This window comes from Fredinandcohnia onubensis (genome assembly GCF_002734285.1).
Taxonomy (GTDB): domain Bacteria; phylum Bacillota; class Bacilli; order Bacillales; family Bacillaceae_L; genus Ferdinandcohnia; species Ferdinandcohnia onubensis_A.
Map to the genome: position 1 here is coordinate 44,376 of NZ_NSEA01000005.1, position 19,901 is coordinate 64,276.

Annotated in this window: 17 protein-coding genes, 1 tRNA gene and 1 other RNA gene; 17 read left to right on the forward strand and 2 right to left on the reverse strand. The window is 40.1% G+C overall.

All coding sequences use genetic code 11. The features are described from left to right. Positions 1-75 precede the first annotated feature (75 nt). Complete coding sequence (clpP, locus tag CKJ95_RS06080) at positions 76-666, reverse strand: ATP-dependent Clp endopeptidase proteolytic subunit ClpP (RefSeq protein WP_099352513.1); 591 nt, start codon at positions 664-666, stop codon at positions 76-78. Positions 667-921: 255 nt separating this feature from the next. Here clpP and CKJ95_RS06085 point away from each other — a divergent pair. After that, positions 922-993: transfer RNA gene (locus CKJ95_RS06085), tRNA-Arg, on the forward strand. Positions 994-1,213: 220 nt separating this feature from the next. Here CKJ95_RS06085 and CKJ95_RS23290 read toward each other — a convergent pair. Further along, entirely contained in the window at positions 1,214-1,390 is a 177-nt protein-coding gene (locus CKJ95_RS23290; RefSeq protein WP_180271424.1) for a hypothetical protein, read from the reverse strand. Between the two features lie 200 nt (positions 1,391-1,590). Here CKJ95_RS23290 and rpoN point away from each other — a divergent pair, with 200 nt between their 5' ends. From rpoN to CKJ95_RS06165, 16 genes are all read left to right on the forward strand, one after another. After that, positions 1,591-2,895, forward strand: a complete 1,305-nt coding sequence (gene rpoN, locus CKJ95_RS06090) for an RNA polymerase factor sigma-54 (RefSeq protein WP_180271437.1) — start codon at positions 1,591-1,593, stop codon at positions 2,893-2,895. Between the two features lie 25 nt (positions 2,896-2,920). Next, positions 2,921-3,163: a glutaredoxin family protein gene (locus CKJ95_RS06095; protein WP_099352694.1), complete on the forward strand. Its 243-nt coding sequence runs from the start codon at positions 2,921-2,923 to the stop codon at positions 3,161-3,163. Between the two features lie 297 nt (positions 3,164-3,460). Beyond that, positions 3,461-4,480: a sugar-binding transcriptional regulator gene (locus tag CKJ95_RS06100; protein ID WP_099352515.1), complete on the forward strand. Its 1,020-nt coding sequence runs from the start codon at positions 3,461-3,463 to the stop codon at positions 4,478-4,480. Positions 4,481-4,536: 56 nt separating this feature from the next. Further along, positions 4,537-5,544, forward strand: coding sequence for a type I glyceraldehyde-3-phosphate dehydrogenase (gap, locus tag CKJ95_RS06105; RefSeq protein ID WP_099352516.1), 1,008 nt, complete (start codon positions 4,537-4,539; stop codon positions 5,542-5,544). A 156-nt stretch (positions 5,545-5,700) separates the two neighbouring features. Next, complete coding sequence (locus tag CKJ95_RS06110) at positions 5,701-6,885, forward strand: phosphoglycerate kinase (protein ID WP_099352517.1); 1,185 nt, start codon at positions 5,701-5,703, stop codon at positions 6,883-6,885. 61 nt (positions 6,886-6,946) lie between these two features. After that, positions 6,947-7,714, forward strand: a complete 768-nt coding sequence (gene tpiA / locus CKJ95_RS06115; protein WP_099352518.1) for a triose-phosphate isomerase — start codon at positions 6,947-6,949, stop codon at positions 7,712-7,714. After that, entirely contained in the window at positions 7,707-9,242 is a 1,536-nt protein-coding gene (gpmI, locus tag CKJ95_RS06120) for a 2,3-bisphosphoglycerate-independent phosphoglycerate mutase (protein ID WP_099352519.1), read from the forward strand. Before tpiA ends, gpmI begins: the two co-directional genes overlap by 8 nt. 70 nt (positions 9,243-9,312) lie before the next feature. Beyond that, positions 9,313-10,605 carry a phosphopyruvate hydratase gene (eno, locus tag CKJ95_RS06125; RefSeq protein WP_099352520.1) on the forward strand — a complete coding sequence of 431 codons (1,293 nt, stop codon included), beginning with the start codon at positions 9,313-9,315 and terminating at the stop codon, positions 10,603-10,605. A 623-nt stretch (positions 10,606-11,228) separates the two neighbouring features. Then, positions 11,229-11,462 (forward strand): preprotein translocase subunit SecG, encoded by a 234-nt coding sequence (gene secG, locus CKJ95_RS06130; RefSeq protein WP_099352695.1) that lies wholly within the window; start codon positions 11,229-11,231, stop codon positions 11,460-11,462. 139 nt (positions 11,463-11,601) lie between these two features. After that, on the forward strand, positions 11,602-12,342 hold the full coding sequence (locus tag CKJ95_RS06135) for an alpha/beta hydrolase (RefSeq protein WP_099352521.1): 741 nt from the start codon (positions 11,602-11,604) through the stop codon (positions 12,340-12,342). A gap of 16 nt (positions 12,343-12,358) precedes the next feature. Further along, positions 12,359-14,701, forward strand: coding sequence for a ribonuclease R (gene rnr / locus CKJ95_RS06140; RefSeq protein ID WP_099352522.1), 2,343 nt, complete (start codon positions 12,359-12,361; stop codon positions 14,699-14,701). 119 nt (positions 14,702-14,820) lie between these two features. Beyond that, positions 14,821-15,798, forward strand: a complete 978-nt coding sequence (locus CKJ95_RS06145; protein ID WP_373604835.1) for an L-lactate dehydrogenase — start codon at positions 14,821-14,823, stop codon at positions 15,796-15,798. A gap of 21 nt (positions 15,799-15,819) precedes the next feature. After that, a complete protein-coding gene (locus CKJ95_RS06150; protein ID WP_099352523.1) occupies positions 15,820-16,596 on the forward strand; it encodes a formate/nitrite transporter family protein in 777 nt (258 codons plus the stop codon). 114 nt (positions 16,597-16,710) lie between these two features. Further along, positions 16,711-17,178, forward strand: coding sequence for an SsrA-binding protein SmpB (smpB, locus tag CKJ95_RS06155; RefSeq protein WP_099352524.1), 468 nt, complete (start codon positions 16,711-16,713; stop codon positions 17,176-17,178). A gap of 163 nt (positions 17,179-17,341) precedes the next feature. Then, positions 17,342-17,680, forward strand: a transfer-messenger RNA (tmRNA) gene (ssrA, locus tag CKJ95_RS06160). A 596-nt stretch (positions 17,681-18,276) separates the two neighbouring features. Beyond that, the gene (locus CKJ95_RS06165) at positions 18,277-19,794 is read left to right on the forward strand and encodes a fatty acyl-CoA synthetase (protein WP_257215720.1); all 1,518 of its coding nucleotides are present in this window, start codon (positions 18,277-18,279) and stop codon (positions 19,792-19,794) included. The last annotated feature ends 107 nt before the right edge of the window (positions 19,795-19,901 follow it).

Genomic DNA, 19,901 nt, shown 5'->3' on the forward strand with positions numbered 1-19,901 from the left:
AAGGATAAAAGACATCCTTCTTACCGGCTTTTCTTATGCTTGTCAGGGCTGAGCAAGGCGCTTGCGCTTTTTTAATTATTTATTGTCTTGTGGGTACATAACCTTGTCGATTAGACCATATTCCATTGCTCTTTCAGCAGTCATAAAGTTATCGCGATCTGTATCCTTTTGAAGAACCTCAATTGGTTGGCCAGTACGTTCAGCTAAAATTTGGTTTAGCTTTTCACGTAAGAAAAGAATACGTTTAGCCGCAATTTCGATTTCAGTTGCTTGACCTTGTGCTCCACCAAGTGGTTGGTGAATCATTACTTCACTGTTTGGAAGCGCAAAACGCTTGCCTTTTTCACCAGCAGCAAGTAAGAAAGCACCCATAGATGCAGCCATACCAATACAGATTGTAGAAACCTTTGGCTTAATGAACTGCATTGTGTCATAAATAGCCATACCAGCTGTAATTGAACCACCAGGGCTGTTAATGTATAAAGAAATATCTTTTTCAGGATCTTCAGCTGCTAAAAACAATAACTGAGACACGATTGAGTTAGCAACATTATCATCAATGGCACTTCCAAGCATGATAATACGGTCTTTTAATAAACGTGAGTAAATATCATAGGCGCGCTCTCCACGGTTTGTTTGCTCAATAACTGTAGGGATTAAATTCATTTAACTTCCTCCTTCAAAACAAATTAAAAACTTTACTATGTATTTCCATCATACAATTAAGGTCAGTAAAGGTCAAACAATTCGCTTTACTAACTTATCTTATTCTACAAACATTTATGACATACCTTTATAGATGTGAAAAAAACAAAATTTCATACGTATACCATCATACCCGATTTGGAGTGTTTTAAACATACATCTTGCATTCAAAAGCGTTCTAGCCTATAATGATGAGTGCAGTTTCTATTCATACATGCCCTCGTAGTGTAGTGGATAGCACAAGAGATTCCGGTTCTCTTATCGTGGGTTCGAATCCTGCCGAGGGCGCTAATGAAGAAAGGACCAGGAGATATCTCCTGGTCCTTTTTTGCATATTACGGTAATCGTGCCCTTTGTTCCTTGAAATCAGACGAAAAGGGAACGCAAACGCGCTAATAGTACCCTCACGAGTCGGAATTTGATCAAAGAGGGAACGCAAACGCGCTAATCGTACCCTCACGAGCAAGAAATCGATCAAAGATGGCACAAATAGCCCTTCTCCAAATACCTAGTTATCTTTATACCCCAATGTTCCTTCGTACACATCCTCATCAACTGGATTCACAGCCCACATTGTTTGGATGGGATCAAATTCAGATGCGAACTCTTCTTTGTTTTTCGCTTTTTTTGCTTCATCCAAAGTACCCGTAACTGGGCCGGTGTACATAATCTCATTTTTTCTCAACACAAATCACCTCTTTAAGATAGATTCTTTCAAAAAATGAATAAAAATGCGTGCTAAAATTTAACTTTTTCGATACCATAGAAGTAAGATAAAATTAACGATAGAACATATTCAATAAAACGATGGAGTTCATTGTGAATTAAAAAGTAAACGCTTCCATTTAACATAACTCAGGTGAAAGGGGGAGAACGAGAGTGAATATGCAAACTGGACTTTTTCAGCAGCAATCATTAAAGCTAGTCATGACAAAGGAGTTAACTCAAGCTATAACTCTATTACAATACTCTTCTTTGGATTTGACTAAATTTCTAGAAGAGCAAACATTAGAAAATCCCCTAATTGAAGTAAAGCAAACGGATTTTAGTCGACGAACAAAATCAAAGGTCTCAAAAGAATCCTATACAAATCCGATTGACTATATTGAAAAAAAAGAAACAACCCTTTATGAACACTTGCTTACACAACTATCATATATGAAGGTGAACAACGAAAAAAAGCGAACGATGGAATATATTATTCAACTCTTGGATAGCAACGGCTATCTGTATTTTCCGGAGGAGGAGATTGCCAAAGACCTCAATACCGATACGGAAAATATCGAAAGTGCGATTCACTATATTCAAAGTTTAGATCCGGTTGGGGTAGGAGCAAGGTCCTTACAAGAATGCCTGCTTCTACAACTAAGGAAATTGCCAAATCGGAATAGTCTTGCTGAAACTATTATCCAAGACTATTTTGAAGAATTTGCGGAAAAGTCCTGGAAGGAAATCGCGAAACAACTTGATGTAAAGCTTTTTGATATTCAACAGATTTTTGACTTTATCCAAACCCTACAACCAAGACCGGGTGCAGCTTTTCATGGAGGAGAAGCACAATATATTGTTCCGGACTTTGATATTCAAGTTGAAAATGGTGTTGTCATAATGAACATGCACGATTCATATTTGCCAAAGGTTTCGTTAAATCTTCAGTATTACCAACATTTTTTACAAGAAAAGGATTCACAAACACAATCCTATCTCCAAGAAAAAGTGGATCAGTGCCAATGGATTATGAGAAGTTTGGAACAACGAAAACTCACCTTACAAAATGTCATGAACGAAATCATTAATCGTCAACTGGATTTCTTTCTAAAAGGACCAGCTCATCTAAAGCCACTAATAATGAGTGAAGTTGCACAAAGTTTAGACATTCATGAATCAACCGTAAGCCGTGCAGTAAAAGATAAATTTGTTCAAACTCCGTTTGGTATTTTCGAAATGAAATATTTCTTTAGTCGCAACATCCAAACAACGGGATCAACCGATACGTCATCAACGCAAGTTAAGAACGTTTTAAAACAGCTGGTTGATGAGGAAAATAAACAAAAGCCTTTGTCAGACCAGGAGATTGTCAGTATACTTAAGGAAGAGCATGGTATTCTTGTGTCCAGAAGAACAATTGCAAAATACCGTGACCAATTAAATATACCATCTTCATCGAAGCGAAAAAGATATAGCAAGTAGATTGGAAGTGTAACAGTTGAGTCGCATTCAAGTCACCATGTATTCAAAGGAAAATTGCTCCCTTTGTACAAAAGCGAAAAAGGTTATCGAGGAATTAAGTGAAGAATTTCCTCTAGACCTCAATGAGGTCGATATTTATAAAGATGATGAACTTCTGGAAAAATATCAGATCATGATTCCGGTTATCGAAATTGACGGAAACGAAGTGGAGTATGGGATTATCCATAAAGAGGTCATCCAAGAATACCTAAGTAAATATTTAAAATAATCTGACTGCCTAAAAAATAGGCAGTTTATTTATTGCTTTCTTTTAAAAGTACTGGTACTATAGAAAATGTAACACGGCGATATACAAACTTTATTCAATACTGAATAAAGTTATGCCTCCGGCGGAAGCCACAGATTTTCAAAGGAAATTTTTCGAGCAAGCACGAAAAAATCTGGGCGCAAATACGCCAAGGCGTATCTGATTTAACGAGTTGTTTTTTTTTACTGTAAGCGGGACATAATATGTCACAGCGGGACGAAATCAGTCCCTTATGGTAAAAAAAGGGGAAATGAAAAAATGAGTTCGATTATTGAGGTACAACAAAAATTATTACCTGATTTATTAGAGGTTATGCAGAAACGCCATGAGATCCTCAAATACATACGACTTATGCAGCCGATTGGAAGAAGGAATCTTTCTACGAGTCTTGGTCATAGCGAACGTGTCCTCCGTGGTGAAGTTCAATTTTTAAAAGAACAAAATCTTGTTGATTTTAGTACGGCTGGAATGAGTCTAACAAGTGAGGGTGCTGAACTTTTAAAAGACCTTGAGGATGTCATGAAGGAAGTTTTAGGTTTACGGGTTTTAGAATCGAAGCTTAAGGAAAAGTTAAAGATAAAAGGTGTAATTGTCGTTTCAGGCGATAGTGACACAACTCCTTGGGTGAAAAAAGAAATGGGAAGAGCTTGCGTTTCAAGAATAAAACAAAGGCTTTCTGGAGAAAATATCGTCGCAGTTACTGGTGGTACAACCCTCGTTGAGGTCGCAGAAATGATGACCCCAGATTCGAAAGGGCGAAGTATTTTATTTGTTCCAGCACGAGGTGGACTAGGAGAACGAGTAGAAAATCAAGCAAATACAATTTGCGCAAAGATGGCCGAAAAAGCTTCTGGTGATTACAGACTTCTCCATGTACCCGATGTTGTGAGCAATGAAGCGTACCATTCCTTTGTGGCCGAACCATCGATTCGGGATGTCCTGAATTTGATTAAATCATCAAGTATGGTTGTTCACGGAATAGGAGACGCTATTACAATGGCTGAGCGCCGTAAAACCGATGAAGAGGATATGAAAAAAATCATTGAATCTCATGCAGTCGCAGAGGCTTTTGGGTATTATTTTGACGAGGATGGAAAAGTGGTCCATCGGGTTCAAACAATTGGCATACAGCTTGAGAATCTACCCGCAATTCACGATGTGATTGCCGTAGCTGGTGGAGCTTCGAAGGCAACAGCCATTCAAGCATACCTAAAGCAGGCGCCGGAGACTCTGTTAATAACAGATGAAGGTGCAGCGAAAGAGTTAATAAAGGGGTAACCAAATATCCCTTAAAATATTTTTTAGGTTTTACATACTAAAGGAGGAAATCAAAAATGACAGTAAAAGTTGGTATTAATGGTTTTGGACGTATTGGTCGTAACGTATTACGTGCGGCATTAAAAAATCAAAATGTTGAAGTAGTAGCAGTAAACGATTTAACAGATGCAAACATGTTAGCACATCTATTAAAGTATGATACAGTTCACGGTGTTCTTGATGCAGAAGTATCTGTTAATGGAAGCAACCTTGTTGTTAATGGAAAAGAGATCTTAGTTAAAGCTGAGCGCGACCCAGCACAACTTGGTTGGGGAGACCTTGGAGTTGAAGTAGTTATTGAATCAACTGGTCGTTTCACTAAGCGTGCTGACGCTGCGAAACACATTGAAGCTGGTGCGAAGAAAGTTATCATTTCTGCTCCTGCAACTGATGAAGATATTACTATCGTTATGGGTGTTAACGAAGATAAGTACGATGCAGCAAGCCATGACGTAATTTCTAATGCTTCTTGTACAACAAACTGTTTAGCTCCATTCGCTAAAGTTCTAAATGAAAACTTTGGAATTAAGCGTGGTATGATGACAACTGTTCACTCTTACACAAATGACCAACAAATCCTTGACTTACCACATAAGGACTACCGTCGTGCACGTGCAGCAGCTGAAAACATCATCCCAACTTCAACTGGTGCTGCAAAAGCTGTTTCTCTAGTATTACCTGAATTAAAAGGTAAATTAAATGGTGGAGCAATGCGTGTTCCAACTCCAAACGTGTCTCTTGTAGACTTAGTAGCTGAGTTAGAAAAAGACGTAACTGTTGAGGAAGTAAATGCTGCATTACGCAAAGCTTCTGAAAATGAATTAAACGGAATTATGGGTTACAGTGAAGAGCCACTTGTTTCAAGTGACTACAACGGAAATCCAAATTCTTCAACTATCGATGCTCTCTCAACAATGGTTATGGAAGGCAGCATGGTAAAAGTTATCTCTTGGTATGACAACGAAAGTGGATACTCTCACCGTGTAGTTGATCTTGTAGATTACATCGCATCAAAAGGTCTATAATTTTATTGAGTAGAAGCACTATAATAGAACTTGTGAAGGGAAGGGAATGTTCCCTTCCCTTTTTGATGTCTATATGAGATGCTAATTACCGCTAGGATACTTTGTGCTTAGAGCACATGTTTTTTACCAACAATACATAGAACGGAGGCCTTCCCTGTGAATAAGAAGTCAGTTAGAGATATTGATGTGAAAGGCAAACGAGTTTTTTGTCGAGTTGATTTTAACGTTCCAATGCAAGATGGTCAGGTAACTGATGAAACTCGTATTCGTGCAGCATTGCCAACAATCGAGCACCTTCGTAAAGAAGGGGCAAAGGTCATTTTAGCGAGTCACCTTGGTCGTCCAAAAGGCAAAGCGGTTGATGAACTTCGTTTAGACCCAGTTGCTAAGCGTTTAGGCGAACACCTTGGTATCGAAGTTCGCAAAACAAATGAAGCATACGGTCCAGAGGTTGAACAAACCATCTCAGAGATGAACGAAGGCGATGTTCTTTTACTTGAAAACGTTCGTTTTTACCCTGGTGAAGAAAAGAATGATCCAGAGCTAGCAAAACAATTTGCAGCACTTGCTGATGTGTACGTAAACGACGCATTCGGTGCAGCTCACCGTGCGCATGCTTCTACAGCTGGTATCGCTGAACACCTACCAGCAGTAGCAGGTTTCTTAATGGAAAAAGAAATCGAAGTATTAGGTAAAGCACTTTCTAACCCAGAGCGTCCTTTCACTGCGATTATTGGTGGAGCGAAAGTTAAGGACAAAATTGGTGTCATCGAAAACCTCTTAGAAAAAGTAGATAACTTAATCATTGGTGGAGGACTTGCTTATACATTCGTAAAAGCTCAAGGTCACGAAATTGGTAAATCTCTTTTAGAGGAAGATAAGATTGATCTTGCTACCCAATTCATGAACAAAGCAAAAGAAAAAGGCGTTAATTTCTATATGCCTGTTGATGTAAAAGTTGCAGATGACTTCTCAAATGATGCTAACACTAGGATTGTTCCAATTGAAGAGATTCCAAGCGATTGGGAAGCACTTGATATTGGACCAAAAACAGCTGAATTATATAGAGATGTTATTTTAAACTCTAAACTTGTCATTTGGAACGGCCCAATGGGTGTATTCGAATTAGATGCATTCGCTAACGGAACAAAAGCCGTTGGTCAAGCACTAGCTGATGCTACTGATACTTACTCAATTATCGGTGGCGGTGACTCTGCAGCAGCAGTTGAGAAATTCGGCCTAGCTGATAATATGAGCCACATTTCAACTGGTGGTGGAGCATCACTAGAATTCATGGAAGGTAAAGAGCTTCCAGGAGTCGTATTACTTAACGATAAATAAAAAATGGTGCCATCTAACAAGGCACCTTGTCATATTGTTAACAACGAAAGGGATGGTGAACATGAGAAAGCCAATCATTGCAGGAAACTGGAAAATGAATAAGGTTCTTTCTGAAGCAGTTCATTTTGTAGAAGAAATTAATGGTCTAATTCCATCACCAGAAAAGGTTGATTCTGTTGTTTGTGCGCCGGCACTATTTTTAGAGCGCCTTGTTGCAAATGTAAAAGAAGGAAACTATGACCTTAAAATTGGTGCACAAAATATGCATTTTGAAGAAAGCGGAGCATTTACAGGGGAAATCAGCCCTGTAGCATTAAAGGATCTAGGTGTTGACTATGTCATCCTTGGTCACTCTGAGCGCCGTGAAATGTTCGCTGAAACAGATGAGTCAGTGAACCAAAAAACACTTGCAGCATTTGCTCATGGACTAGTTCCAATCGTATGCTGTGGTGAAACATTAGAGCAACGTGAAGCAGGTCAAACGAATGACCTAGTTGGAACTCAAATTCAAAAGGCTTTAGCAGGCCTTACAGCAGAACAAGCGAAAGAAGTTGTCATTGCCTATGAACCAATCTGGGCAATCGGAACAGGCAAATCTTCTTCAGCAGAAGATGCTAACGAAGTTTGTGCACACATTCGTAAAGTAGTAGCTGAACAATTCTCTGCTGATGTAGCAGATGCTGTTCGTATTCAATACGGTGGAAGTGTTAAACCAGAAAACATTAAAGAATACATGGCACAACCAGATATCGATGGTGCTCTAGTTGGTGGAGCTAGTCTTGATGCTTCCTCTTTCGTTAAGCTTTTGGAGGCAGGTAGTAATGAGTAAATCTCCAGTTGCACTAATTATTTTAGATGGTTTTGCTTTTCGCGATGAAGTAAAAGGAAACGCAGTTGCTCAAGCAAACAAACCTAATTTTGATCGCTTTTGGAACCAATACCCACACGCTACTTTACAGGCAAGTGGCGAGGCTGTTGGCTTACCAGAAGGACAAATGGGGAATTCCGAGGTAGGGCATTTAAATATCGGTGCAGGCCGAGTTGTCTACCAAAGCTTAACTCGTGTAAATGTTGCAATTCGCGATCATGAATTTGAGCAAAACGAAACATTCCTTGATGCGATGAAACATGTAAAAGAAAATGGAACTGCACTCCACCTATTCGGTTTATTATCAGATGGTGGTGTACATAGTCACATTGATCATCTATTTGCATTGTTACGACTTGCTGCATCAGAAGGTATTGAAAAAGTATATATCCATGGCTTTTTAGATGGAAGAGACGTCGGTCCTCAAACTGCGAAAATCTATCTAGAACAGCTTGATGAAAAAATAAAAGAATACGGTGTTGGTGAAATCGCAACCTTGTCTGGCCGTTATTATTCAATGGACCGTGACAAACGTTGGGAGCGCGTTGAAAAATCATACCGTTCAATGGTTTACGGAGAAGGTCCTACATATAAAAATGCATTTGAACTTGTCGATGATTCCTATGCAAATGGCATTTACGATGAATTCGTTCTACCATCTGTCCTTGTAAAAGAAGATGGTTCACCTGTTGCAACGATTCAAGACAATGATGCTGTGATCTTTTATAATTTTAGACCAGACCGTGCCATCCAAATTTCAAATACGTTTACAAATGAAGACTTCCGTTCATTTGATCGTGGACCAAAGCATCCAAACAAGCTATTCTTTGTGTGCTTAACTCACTTCAGTGAAAGTGTTGATGGATACGTGGCATTCAAGCCAACAAATCTTGATAACACTTTAGGAGAAGTACTTTCACAAAATGGATTAAAACAGCTTCGCATTGCGGAAACTGAAAAATATCCTCACGTAACCTTCTTTATGAGTGGTGGACGTGAAAAGGAATTCCCTGGTGAAACTCGTATTTTAATTAACTCACCAAAGGTTGCAACCTATGACCTTAAGCCAGAAATGAGTGCTTATGAAGTAAGGGATGCACTTTTACAAGAAATTGCAGATGATAAGCATGACGCAATTATCTTAAACTTTGCAAACCCAGATATGGTTGGTCACTCAGGCTTACTTGAGCCAACGATTAAAGCCATTGAAGTAGTGGATGAGTGCTTAGGAGAAGTGGTTGATGCCATTCTTGCAAAAGGTGGAGCAGCCATCATCACAGCTGACCATGGTAACTCTGATGAGGTTGTTACCATTGAAGGCAATCCAATGACTGCACATACTACTAATCCAGTACCTGTGATTGTAACAAAAGAAGGTTTAGCATTACGAGAAGACGGAGTCCTTGGAGACTTAGCACCAACCATGCTTGACCTACTAGGTATTCAAAAATCGGCTGAAATGACTGGAAACAGCTTACTTAAGAAATAAACGTTACTGAATAATTTTTAAAAGAACGACCTAATAAACTATTTTTTAATCGAAAAGGAGAGATTTTATTATGTCAATTATCATAGATGTATACGCTCGTGAAGTATTAGATTCTCGTGGAAATCCTACAGTTGAAGTTGAAGTATATACGGAGTCCGGCGCATTCGGCCGTGCGTTAGTACCAAGTGGTGCTTCAACTGGTGAATATGAAGCAGTTGAGCTTCGTGATGGCGACAAGAGCCGTTACCTTGGAAAAGGTGTACAAACTGCTGTAAACAATGTAAATGAAATCATTGCTGCAGAAATCATCGGATTCGACGTAACTGACCAAGTTGCAATTGACCGAGCTTTAATTGAGCTTGATGGAACAGAAAACAAAGGTAAATTAGGTGCAAACGCAATTCTTGGTGTATCTATGGCAGCAGCTCGTGCAGCAGCTGACTTCCTTGAAATTCCTTTATACCAATACCTTGGTGGATTCAACTCAAAAACTCTTCCAGTACCAATGATGAACATCATCAACGGTGGAGAGCATGCGGATAACAACGTTGACATCCAAGAATTCATGGTTATGCCTGTTGGTGCAGAAAGCTTCAAAGAAGCACTTCGCATGGGCGCTGAAATTTTCCATAACCTAAAAGCAGTACTACAAGCAAAAGGCTTAAACACAGCTGTAGGTGATGAAGGTGGATTTGCTCCAAACCTTGGTTCAAACGAAGAAGCTCTACAAACAATCGTAGAAGCAATCGAAAAAGCTGGTTACAAGCCAGGTGAACAAGTACGTCTTGCAATGGATGCAGCATCTTCTGAGTTCTACAACAAAGAAGACGGTAAATACCATCTTAAAGGAGAAGGTAAAGTTCTTTCTTCTGAAGAAATGGTTGCATTCTACGAAGATCTTGTTTCAAAATACCCAATCATCTCTATTGAAGATGGTTTAGACGAAAACGACTGGGAAGGTCACAAACTTTTAACTGAGCGTCTAGGTAAAAAAGTTCAGTTAGTTGGGGACGATCTATTTGTTACAAATACAAAGAAACTTTCTGAAGGTATTGAAAGAGGCGTAGGTAACTCAATCCTTATCAAAGTTAACCAAATCGGTACATTAACTGAAACATTTGATGCAATCGAAATGGCTAAACGCGCAGGCTACACTGCAGTTATCTCTCACCGTTCTGGTGAAACAGAAGACAGCACAATCGCTGACATCGCAGTTGCTACAAACGCTGGCCAAATCAAGACTGGTGCTCCATCACGTACTGACCGTGTTGCGAAATACAACCAATTACTACGTATTGAAGACAACCTTGGTGAAACAGCTCAATACAACGGATTAGCATCTTTCTATAACTTAAGAGGTTAATCTTATAAAAGGAAAACGACAAGCTTAGTGGCTTGTCGTTTTTTTGATGAATTGCGGTTTTGCGGTTAAACACACAACACTAGAGTGTAAAGAGGTATGGATTATCCTAGAACCTTCCGGATTCGTACCTGTAAAGACTATAAAGAGGATCAGTGTTTCCTAGAACTTTCCAGATCCGCACCCGCAAGTGTTTCCTAGAAGCTTCCAAATTCACAATCGTAAAGTGCGAAAAAAGGTATGAAGTCTCCTAAAATAAGTAAAGATGAGTGTAGCACCAATTCTAACTACTTTTCTTTCTTCGGCTGTTGCTTCTTTTGCTTATCTTGCTGTGTATTTTCACCTAAATAATTTGCTTTGTGTTTTTTCTGTTCTTTTACCATTGCATCAAAATCCCAGTTGATCATACAGCTCATCCCTTTCAAGGTAGTCAATCTTAATATGGACGTTAACAGCCCAAATCATGAAGTGAATCCTTGGAAAAAAACACGGAGGATCCTAATACCAGATGTTGGGTTTGAAAAAAATGTAAAGTCAGAAAATGCAGTATTGTCCACTTTGTATTTTTATGGTACATTTATACTAACGTCATATGCGTTCTCGTTCAGGAGGTGTAGTTTTATATGTTGCATGGAGTTCTTGTTACATTATTAATAATCGTATGTATCGCGTTGATCGTAGTGGTCTTATTACAATCCGGTAAAAGCGCAGGTCTATCTGGAGCTATCTCTGGTGGTGCCGAGCAGTTATTCGGAAAGCAAAAGGCTCGTGGACTTGACGCAGTTTTACACCGAGTTACAGTTGTCCTAGCGGTATTATTCTTTTTTCTTACAATTGCAGTATCATACTTTGAACTATAAAACTATTCAAAAGTAGGTTAGACAGAAGATGTCTAGCCTTTTTTATTGCGCATAAAAAGGTCTTTCAGGTACGATAGTAGAATACCGTAAAAACGCATAAGATAAACATATTAGATGTCATCAAAAGGAGTTATACATAATGAAAATCAAATTACCTCAACCTTTCCTATTTGAAGGTGGAGAAAAGGCTGTCTTATTACTACATGGTTTTACCGGGAACTCTGCCGATGTGCGGATGCTTGGCCGCTTCCTGGAGAATAGAGGCTATACCTGTCATGCACCAATCTACAAAGGACATGGTGTCCCACCAGAAGAATTAGTCCATACCGGTCCCGAAGATTGGTGGGAAGACGTCATGAATGGCTATCAGCTTTTAAAAGACAAAGGCTACGAAAATATTGCAGTCGCAGGATTGTCACTTGGTGGGGTATTTTCGCTTAAATTGGGTTACACTGTACCTATAAAAGGGATAGTGACGATGTGTGCGCCAATGTATCTAAAAAGTGAAGAGGTTATGTATCAGGGTGTTGTAGAGTATGCACGGGAATACAAGCGATTTGAAGGGAAGTCTCCAGAACAAATCGATCAGGAAATTGAAGCATTCAAGAAAACCCCGATGAATACATTAAAAGCATTGCAAAACCTAATCGCAGAGGTGCGGGATAATGTGGATATGATTTATTCTCCGACATTTGTTGCACAGGCTCGTCATGACAAAATGATAAATCCTGATAGTGCGAATATTATATATGAAGCAGTTGAAAATGATTTTAAAAAGATTAAATGGTACGAAGAATCAGGACATGTCATTACCCTAGACAAAGAACGTGACCAGCTGCATGAGGATGTGTATGCATTTTTAGAGCAGTTAGATTGGTAACGGGAGGGAAAGAAAAATGGAACAAGATATCCAAAAACATATCAATCAATTATTAGACTTTATGAAGGAAGAAGCCTACAAGCCCTTAACTGTGCAGGAACTTGAGGAAGCTTTTGGAATTTCAGGTTCGGAGGATTTTAAGGATTTTGTCAAAGCCCTTGTGGTGATGGAAGAACAAGGCTTAGTCGTTCGAACTCGCAGTAATCGCTACGGTCTTCCTGAAAAAATGAACCTTATTCGCGGAACGCTCACTGGGCATGCGAAAGGTTTTGCATTTGTGATGCCGGAAGACAAGACAATGGATGATGTGTTTATTCCACCAAATGAATTAAAAAATGCAATGCATGGAGATACCGTGCTTGTTCGAATAAGCACTGAGTCTACTGGTCAACGCAAAGAAGGCACCGTAGTTCGGATTATTGAACGCGGCGTGAAAACCATTGTAGGTACATATACCGAAAGTAAAAGCTTTGGATTCGTTATTCCTGATGATAAAAAAATTGCCAATGACATCTTTATTCCAAAGCAAGCATCAAATGGTGCGATTGAGGGACATAAAGTTGTGGTTAAGCTTGTCACTTATCCCGAAGGAAGAATGAGCGCGGAAGGAGAAGTTATCGAAATTCTGGGTCATAAAAATGACCCTGGAATCGATATTCTTTCGGTTATCCATAAGCATGGCCTTCCACAGGAATTTCCAAGGGATGTACTAGATCAGGCAAACAATACACCAGATACAATCGATCCAAAAGATATCGAAGATCGACGTGATTTACGAAATGAAGTCATTGTAACCATTGATGGTGCTGATGCAAAAGACTTGGATGACGCAGTAACAGTTACCAAGCTTGAGAATGGCAATTACAAGCTTGGTGTGCATATTGCTGACGTTACTCATTATGTAACTGAGGGTTCACCTATTGATAAAGAAGCGAGTGACCGTGGAACAAGTATTTATCTTGTCGATCGCGTGATTCCGATGATTCCACATCGCTTATCCAATGGGATTTGTTCATTAAATCCAAAGGTAGACCGTCTAACACTTTCCTGTGAGATGGAAGTTGATCAAAACGGTGCTGTTGTTAAACATGACATTTTCCAAAGTGTAATAAAAACAACAGAACGAATGACGTATTCCGATGTGAATAGCATTCTTGCCGATAAAGATGAGGAACTAAGAACACGTTACGAGCCACTAGTTCCAATGTTTGAAGATATGGAGCAACTTGCTGCAATCCTTCGTGAAAAACGAATGAAACGTGGCGCAATTGACTTTGATTTTAAAGAAGCAAAAGTTCTTGTGAATGAAGAAGGCGCACCATATGATGTCGTCTTACGCGAGCGCTCCGTTGGTGAACGATTAATCGAAGAGTTCATGTTACTTGCAAACGAAACGGTTGCCGAGCATTTCCATTGGATGAATGTGCCGTTTATTTACCGAATTCACGAGGATCCAAATGAAGAGAAGTTAAGACGTTTCTTAGAATTTATCACAAACTTTGGCTATCTTGTAAGAGGAGCTGGAAATTCAATTCATCCTCGTGCGTTGCAGGAAGTAATTGAAGCTGTTCAGGGCAAGCCAGAGGAAATGGTTGTTTCAACGGTCATGTTGCGTTCAATGAAGCAAGCAAAATACGATCCAGAAAGTGTAGGTCACTTTGGATTATCAACTGAATTTTATACACATTTCACGTCACCAATTCGACGTTATCCAGACCTAATCGTTCATCGATTAATCCGAACATATTTAATCCAAGGTAAACTTGACAATGCGACTCAAGATAAATGGAAGGAAAAACTTCCGGAAATTGCAGACCATTCCTCTAATATGGAACGTCGCGCAGTAGAAGCTGAACGTGAAACAGATAGCATGAAAAAAGCAGAGTACATGATGGATAAAATCGGTGAGGAATACGATGGCATCATTAGCTCTGTTACAAACTTTGGAATGTTTGTTGAGCTACCGAATACAATTGAAGGACTTGTTCACGTAAGTTATTTAACAGATGACTATTATCGTTATGACGAAAGAAGTTATGCGATGATTGGAGAACGTACCGGAAATGTATTCCGCATAGGTGATGAAATTACGGTTCGTGTTATCAACGTAAATAAAGATGAGCGCTCTGTAGACTTTGAGGTTGTCGGCATGAAAGGAAGCCGTCGCAAGTTTTCGAAGGAGCAACCTACGATCATCAAATCCGAGAAAAGAAAAGGTCGAACTAGTTCGAATAATGACAATAAGAAGAGCGACCGTAACAACGACGGTGAATGGTCAACGCGCAAACCGCGTAAGAAAAAGAAAAGTTTTGACAATGTACCACCGCAGAAAAGTAAGAAACGCAAGAAGAGAAGATAACCGAACCGAAAGTACTCCACAAGTGTGGAGTGCTTTTTTTTATGCTTTACTTCAGAATAGTTAATTTTATAGAACATATACTAAAGGTTGCTATTTGAATGAATGGGAGGATGAAAAACATGAGCATGAAAATAGGGGATCGTATCAGTCGTGTGGCCCTAATTGGGACTGGTTTTGTTGGCTCAAGTTACGCTTTTGCCTTAATGAACCAAGGAATTGTGAATGAACTCATCATGATTGACGTAAATGAGGAGAAAGCCAGAGGGGACGTACTAGATCTCAATCATGGCAAAGCTTTTACAGGCAATCCTACACTCATTAAATCTGGAAATTACGATGATTGCAAAAATGTGGATCTAGTTGTCATCTGTGCTGGAGCCAATCAAAAACCTGGAGAAACAAGACTAGACCTTGTAGAAAAAAACCTGAGAATATTTAAAGAAATCGTCGATAAGGTGATGGCAAGCGGATTTGATGGAATCTTTCTTGTCGCGACAAATCCGGTTGATATTTTAACATATGCTACCTGGAAATATAGCGGTTTACCGAAAGAACGTGTTATAGGTTCTGGTACGATTCTGGACACTGCACGTTTTCGATTCTTATTAGGGGAATATTTTAATGTTGCCCCGAAAAATATTCACGCCTATATTATCGGAGAACATGGGGATAGTGAATTACCTGTGTATAGCTCTGCTTATATAGGTGCGCTCCCAATAAAAAAGTATATGGAGCGAAATGAAAAGTATAAAAAAGCAGATTTGGATGAAATCTTTATCCGGGTACGTGACGCAGCTTATGAAATTATAAAAAGTAAAGGAGCAACCTACTACGGAATTGCAATGGGGCTAGCTCGAATCACGAAAGCTATATTTTCGAATGAAAATGCAGTGTTAACTGTTTCTGCTCATATGGACGGACAATATGGACAAGAAAATGTATATATTGGAGTGCCTTGCGTGATTAACCGAAACGGTATCCGTGAAATCATGGAACTGGAGTTAAATGAAGAAGAACAACAAAAGTTTAACAATAGTGCGAATGTGTTGAAAAACATACTTGCACCATATTTTGATGAGGTGAAACCAAAAAGTTAATCCGTTAGCGGGTGAATTTATATGGAAGCAAAACTACTATCAAGTATTGAAAAGCTGGCACTGTCACGCCGAGATACATTTAAAAACAGTAGGCTCATCTATTTTTTACGAGCCGTATTAGCCAGTATGTTTATTGGCTTTGGGGTAATTGTTGCTTTTCGAACAGGTAATTTCTTTTTTGTGCAACAATCACCCGTCGCCTTCCCCATCGCAGCAATTACATTCGGTGCAGCTATTATCCTCATTGCCTATGGTGGAGGGGATTTATTTACAGGAGATACTTTTTATTACACATATGCGGCTCTACGAAAGGTAATGAAGTGGAATGTGGTTGGCCAAATGTGGCTGTACAGCTATATTGGTAACATCATCGGTGCCATTTTCTTTGCATTATTAATTTACATGACCGGCTTATTTGAGGGTGAATTTGCAAATGAATTTCTTTTAACGATTGCTAAAAACAAAACACAATTCCCCATTTCTCAGCTGTTTTTTCGAGCAATTCTCTGTAACTGGCTTGTTTGCCTTGCCTTCTTTTTACCATTGGGGATGCAAGGAGACGGACCTAAAATATTCATTATGATGTTATTAGTATTTTGTTTTTTTATCTCTGGATATGAACATAGCATTGCCAATATGTGTACGTTTGCTATTTCGTATGTTATGAATCATCCAGACTCCGTCACAATTAATGGAGTCATCCGCAATTTAATCCCAGTAACCATCGGTAACTTAATAGGTGGTGGCGGATTCATGGCATGGATGTATTTCTACGCGAATAAGGCAAATATTGAGTAACAGATTCAGGGGTGTGAGCTCCTGAATCATTTTATTATTGAGTCAAACCCTTACCTTGTGATGTTGTCCAATTTTTGCTAAAATAAAAGGTACCGTGTTAAGGGGGAAATCAATATGCCAAAAGGTTCAGGCAAGGTAATCGCACAAAACAAAAAAGCAAATCATGATTATTTTATTGAAGAAACTTATGAAACAGGAATTGTTCTTCAAGGGACAGAAATTAAGTCTCTTCGAAATGGCCGAGCCAATTTGAAGGATTCATATGCCCGTGTTCATAACGGTGAAGTATTCCTGTACAACATGCATATTAGCCCTTATGAGCAAGGTAACCGATATAATCATGAACCGCTTCGTACACGTAAGCTTCTTCTTCATAAAAAAGAAATCAACAAACTAATTGGTCTAACAAAAGAAGAAGGTTATGCACTTGTTCCAATCAAAATCTATTTAAAAAATGGATATGCAAAGCTTTTATTAGGTCTAGGTAAAGGTAAGAAAAAATACGACAAACGTGAAGACCTGAAGAAAAAAGAAGCAAAACGTGACATCGAACGTGCTTTCAGAGAAAGACAGAAGATGTAATTGGTACTACTTACAATAACTTACAATTGAAATTGTAAGTACATGTGCTATAATAAGACATGTGGTTGACAATTGAATAGTCAACGAAAGCAAAAACACTTCATCCGAAACACCCAGATAACTGGTGATTAAGTTCATCATTATCATTTTATAATGGGGACGCTACGGATTCGACAGGGGTAGTTTGAGCTTAAGTTGCGAGTCGAGGGGATCGGCCTCGTTAAAACGTCAACGCCTATAACTGGCAAAGAAAACAACAACTTCGCTTTAGCTGCTTAATAACAGTCTATAGCGGTTCCTCCCTCCATCGCCCATGTGGTAGGGTCAGGGACTCACTTTAAGTGGGCTACGCCGGAGTTCACCGTCTGAGGACAAAGGAAGAGAACAACCAGACTAGCTGCTTGGAAGCCTGTCGATAGGCTGAAAAGTTAGCGAAATGCTAATATATCGACTACACTCGTAGAAGCTTAAGTGCCAATATCTTTGGACGTGGGTTCGATTAGTAATTAGTCGCCTTATGTGGTAACACATAAGTGATAATCCGGCTTTATCGGTGAAACCTAAGTCGTACTTGATGCGATAAGGCAATGCCGAGCGGTATGTAGAGCAATCTAACAGCCGTGTATCGACTCATAGGCTGCCATGAATCATGGTAGTACTAGGATGCGAAATCCTACCTGAACAGGTACAAATTATATTTCGCATAATACGCCGGAGGACCTGATAACTGCAGGTTCAAGATATAGTCAGTGCCATGACGAAAGCATGGAAAAGCACGTCCCACCGTCTCCACCAAATACATACTTGGTGGTTAAATACGAAATTGACACGGACTCACCGATGATGGTGAGTCCGTTTTACATTTCAAAAAAGAATTCTTCAAACATAAATTTATTTTGCCAATAATCCAGCAATATTTTCCGTTTAAACCATTGTAAGGAATCTCTCTCTTCTTGTTGTTAAAGCATGAAAACGCTTTATAAACATATTGACAGCCTAGTAGGAGTAGGCTAATATTCAAAATAAATAGTCTTTATTTTTGGAATATTACATAATTTATAGGTGTGTAAAAATAGACGAGAGAGGACTGATATTGATTTGAGAACAAACACCATAGCCGAGGCCGTCCGTCGTACGGCCGCACGGATCCCACATAGTACTGCCATTGTGTTCGGTGACAGGGAATGGAGTTACCGTGAACTTGACATGGCGGTCACGCGTATCGCACGTAAACTGCGTGAACAGGGGGTGAAAAAGGGAGACCGAGTCGCCTCCTACGGTAAAAACTCTGATCTATACGTCCTCCTGTTTCTGGCCACAGCACGTATAGGAGCCATTCACGTTCCGGTAAACTTCCAACTCCGAGCCGGGGAACTCGACTATATTTTGGGTGATTCCGATCCATTGTTCGTAATTGCTGACCAAGCTCTCGCCAACGCAATCTCCCAAACCAGGTCGAACAGCCATCGGCAGGTCCTTCGATTCGAGGACGAACTATTGGAGTGGACCATCAGTAACGACAACCGTCCTGTGGAAGATGATGAGTTTGATGTAGAAGACACGGATGTTGCACAGTTACTCTACACCTCAGGCACCACATCAGACCCAAAGGGTGCAATTATGACGCATCGTGCTCTGATGCACCATTACATAAGTTGCATCCACGGTTTGGACATCAAGGAGTCAGATCGCGCGCTTCACTGCCTGCCCCTTTACCACTCCGCGCAGATGCATGTGTTCATGCTGCCTGCGCTGTTAGTGGGTGGCTGGAACAAGGTGCTTCCTGCTCCTGTGGCAGGTGCTGTGCTGGAAACCATCGAACGTGACGCCATTACATCGTTCTTCGCTGCTCCAACCGTTTGGGTTTCAATCGCGAATCACTCTGACCTGACATCCCGGGACCTCGGAAATCTTCGGAAGGCCTACTATGGAGCTTCGATCATGCCTGGCCCAATACTCGAACGACTTCAGAAGTGTCTGCCAAAGCTCGGTTTCTACAATGTGTATGGCCAGTCCGAGATGGGTCCTGCCTGTACAGTTCTGCGTCCTGAAGAGCATGCGGATCACCCAGGTTCCGCAGGAAGACCAATGCTTTTCGTCGAGGCGCGGGTTGTGGACACCGAAGGTAATTGTGTACCTCCGGGAGAACTTGGCGAAATTGTATACCGTTCACCACAGCTGTGTCTAGGCTACTGGAACAAAAGTGAGGCTACTGCCAAGGCGTTCGCTGGTGGTTGGTTCCACTCTGGAGATCTCGTGAAGCAGGACGAGAACGGATACATTGAGGTAATCGATCGGGTGAAGGATGTCATCAACACTGGTGGTGTGCTAGTGGCTTCCCGCCAAATAGAGGACTGCATCTACGAGTTGCCCAAGGTCGCTGAAGTCGCAGTTGTCGGTGTCCCTGATGAAAAGTGGATCGAGGCAGTCACTGCCTTCGTTGTCATCAAAACTCCAGTATCTGAGGAGGAGATTCTCCAGCATGTCAGGAATAATTTAGCCAGCTATAAAGTACCAAAGAGGGTTGAGTTCGTAGACGAATTGCCGAGAAATGCTAGCGGCAAAATCCTCAAACGTCATCTGCGCGGTGTTGGAAGCTCAAAGAGCGCTACGTGAGCCTATTTTGGATCTCTTGTTCTCAAAAATAAATTGTCCAATAAATGTTAAAACACAAAAAAGCTATAGACTCCACGTCTATAGCTTTTCCCAATGTTTCTATATTT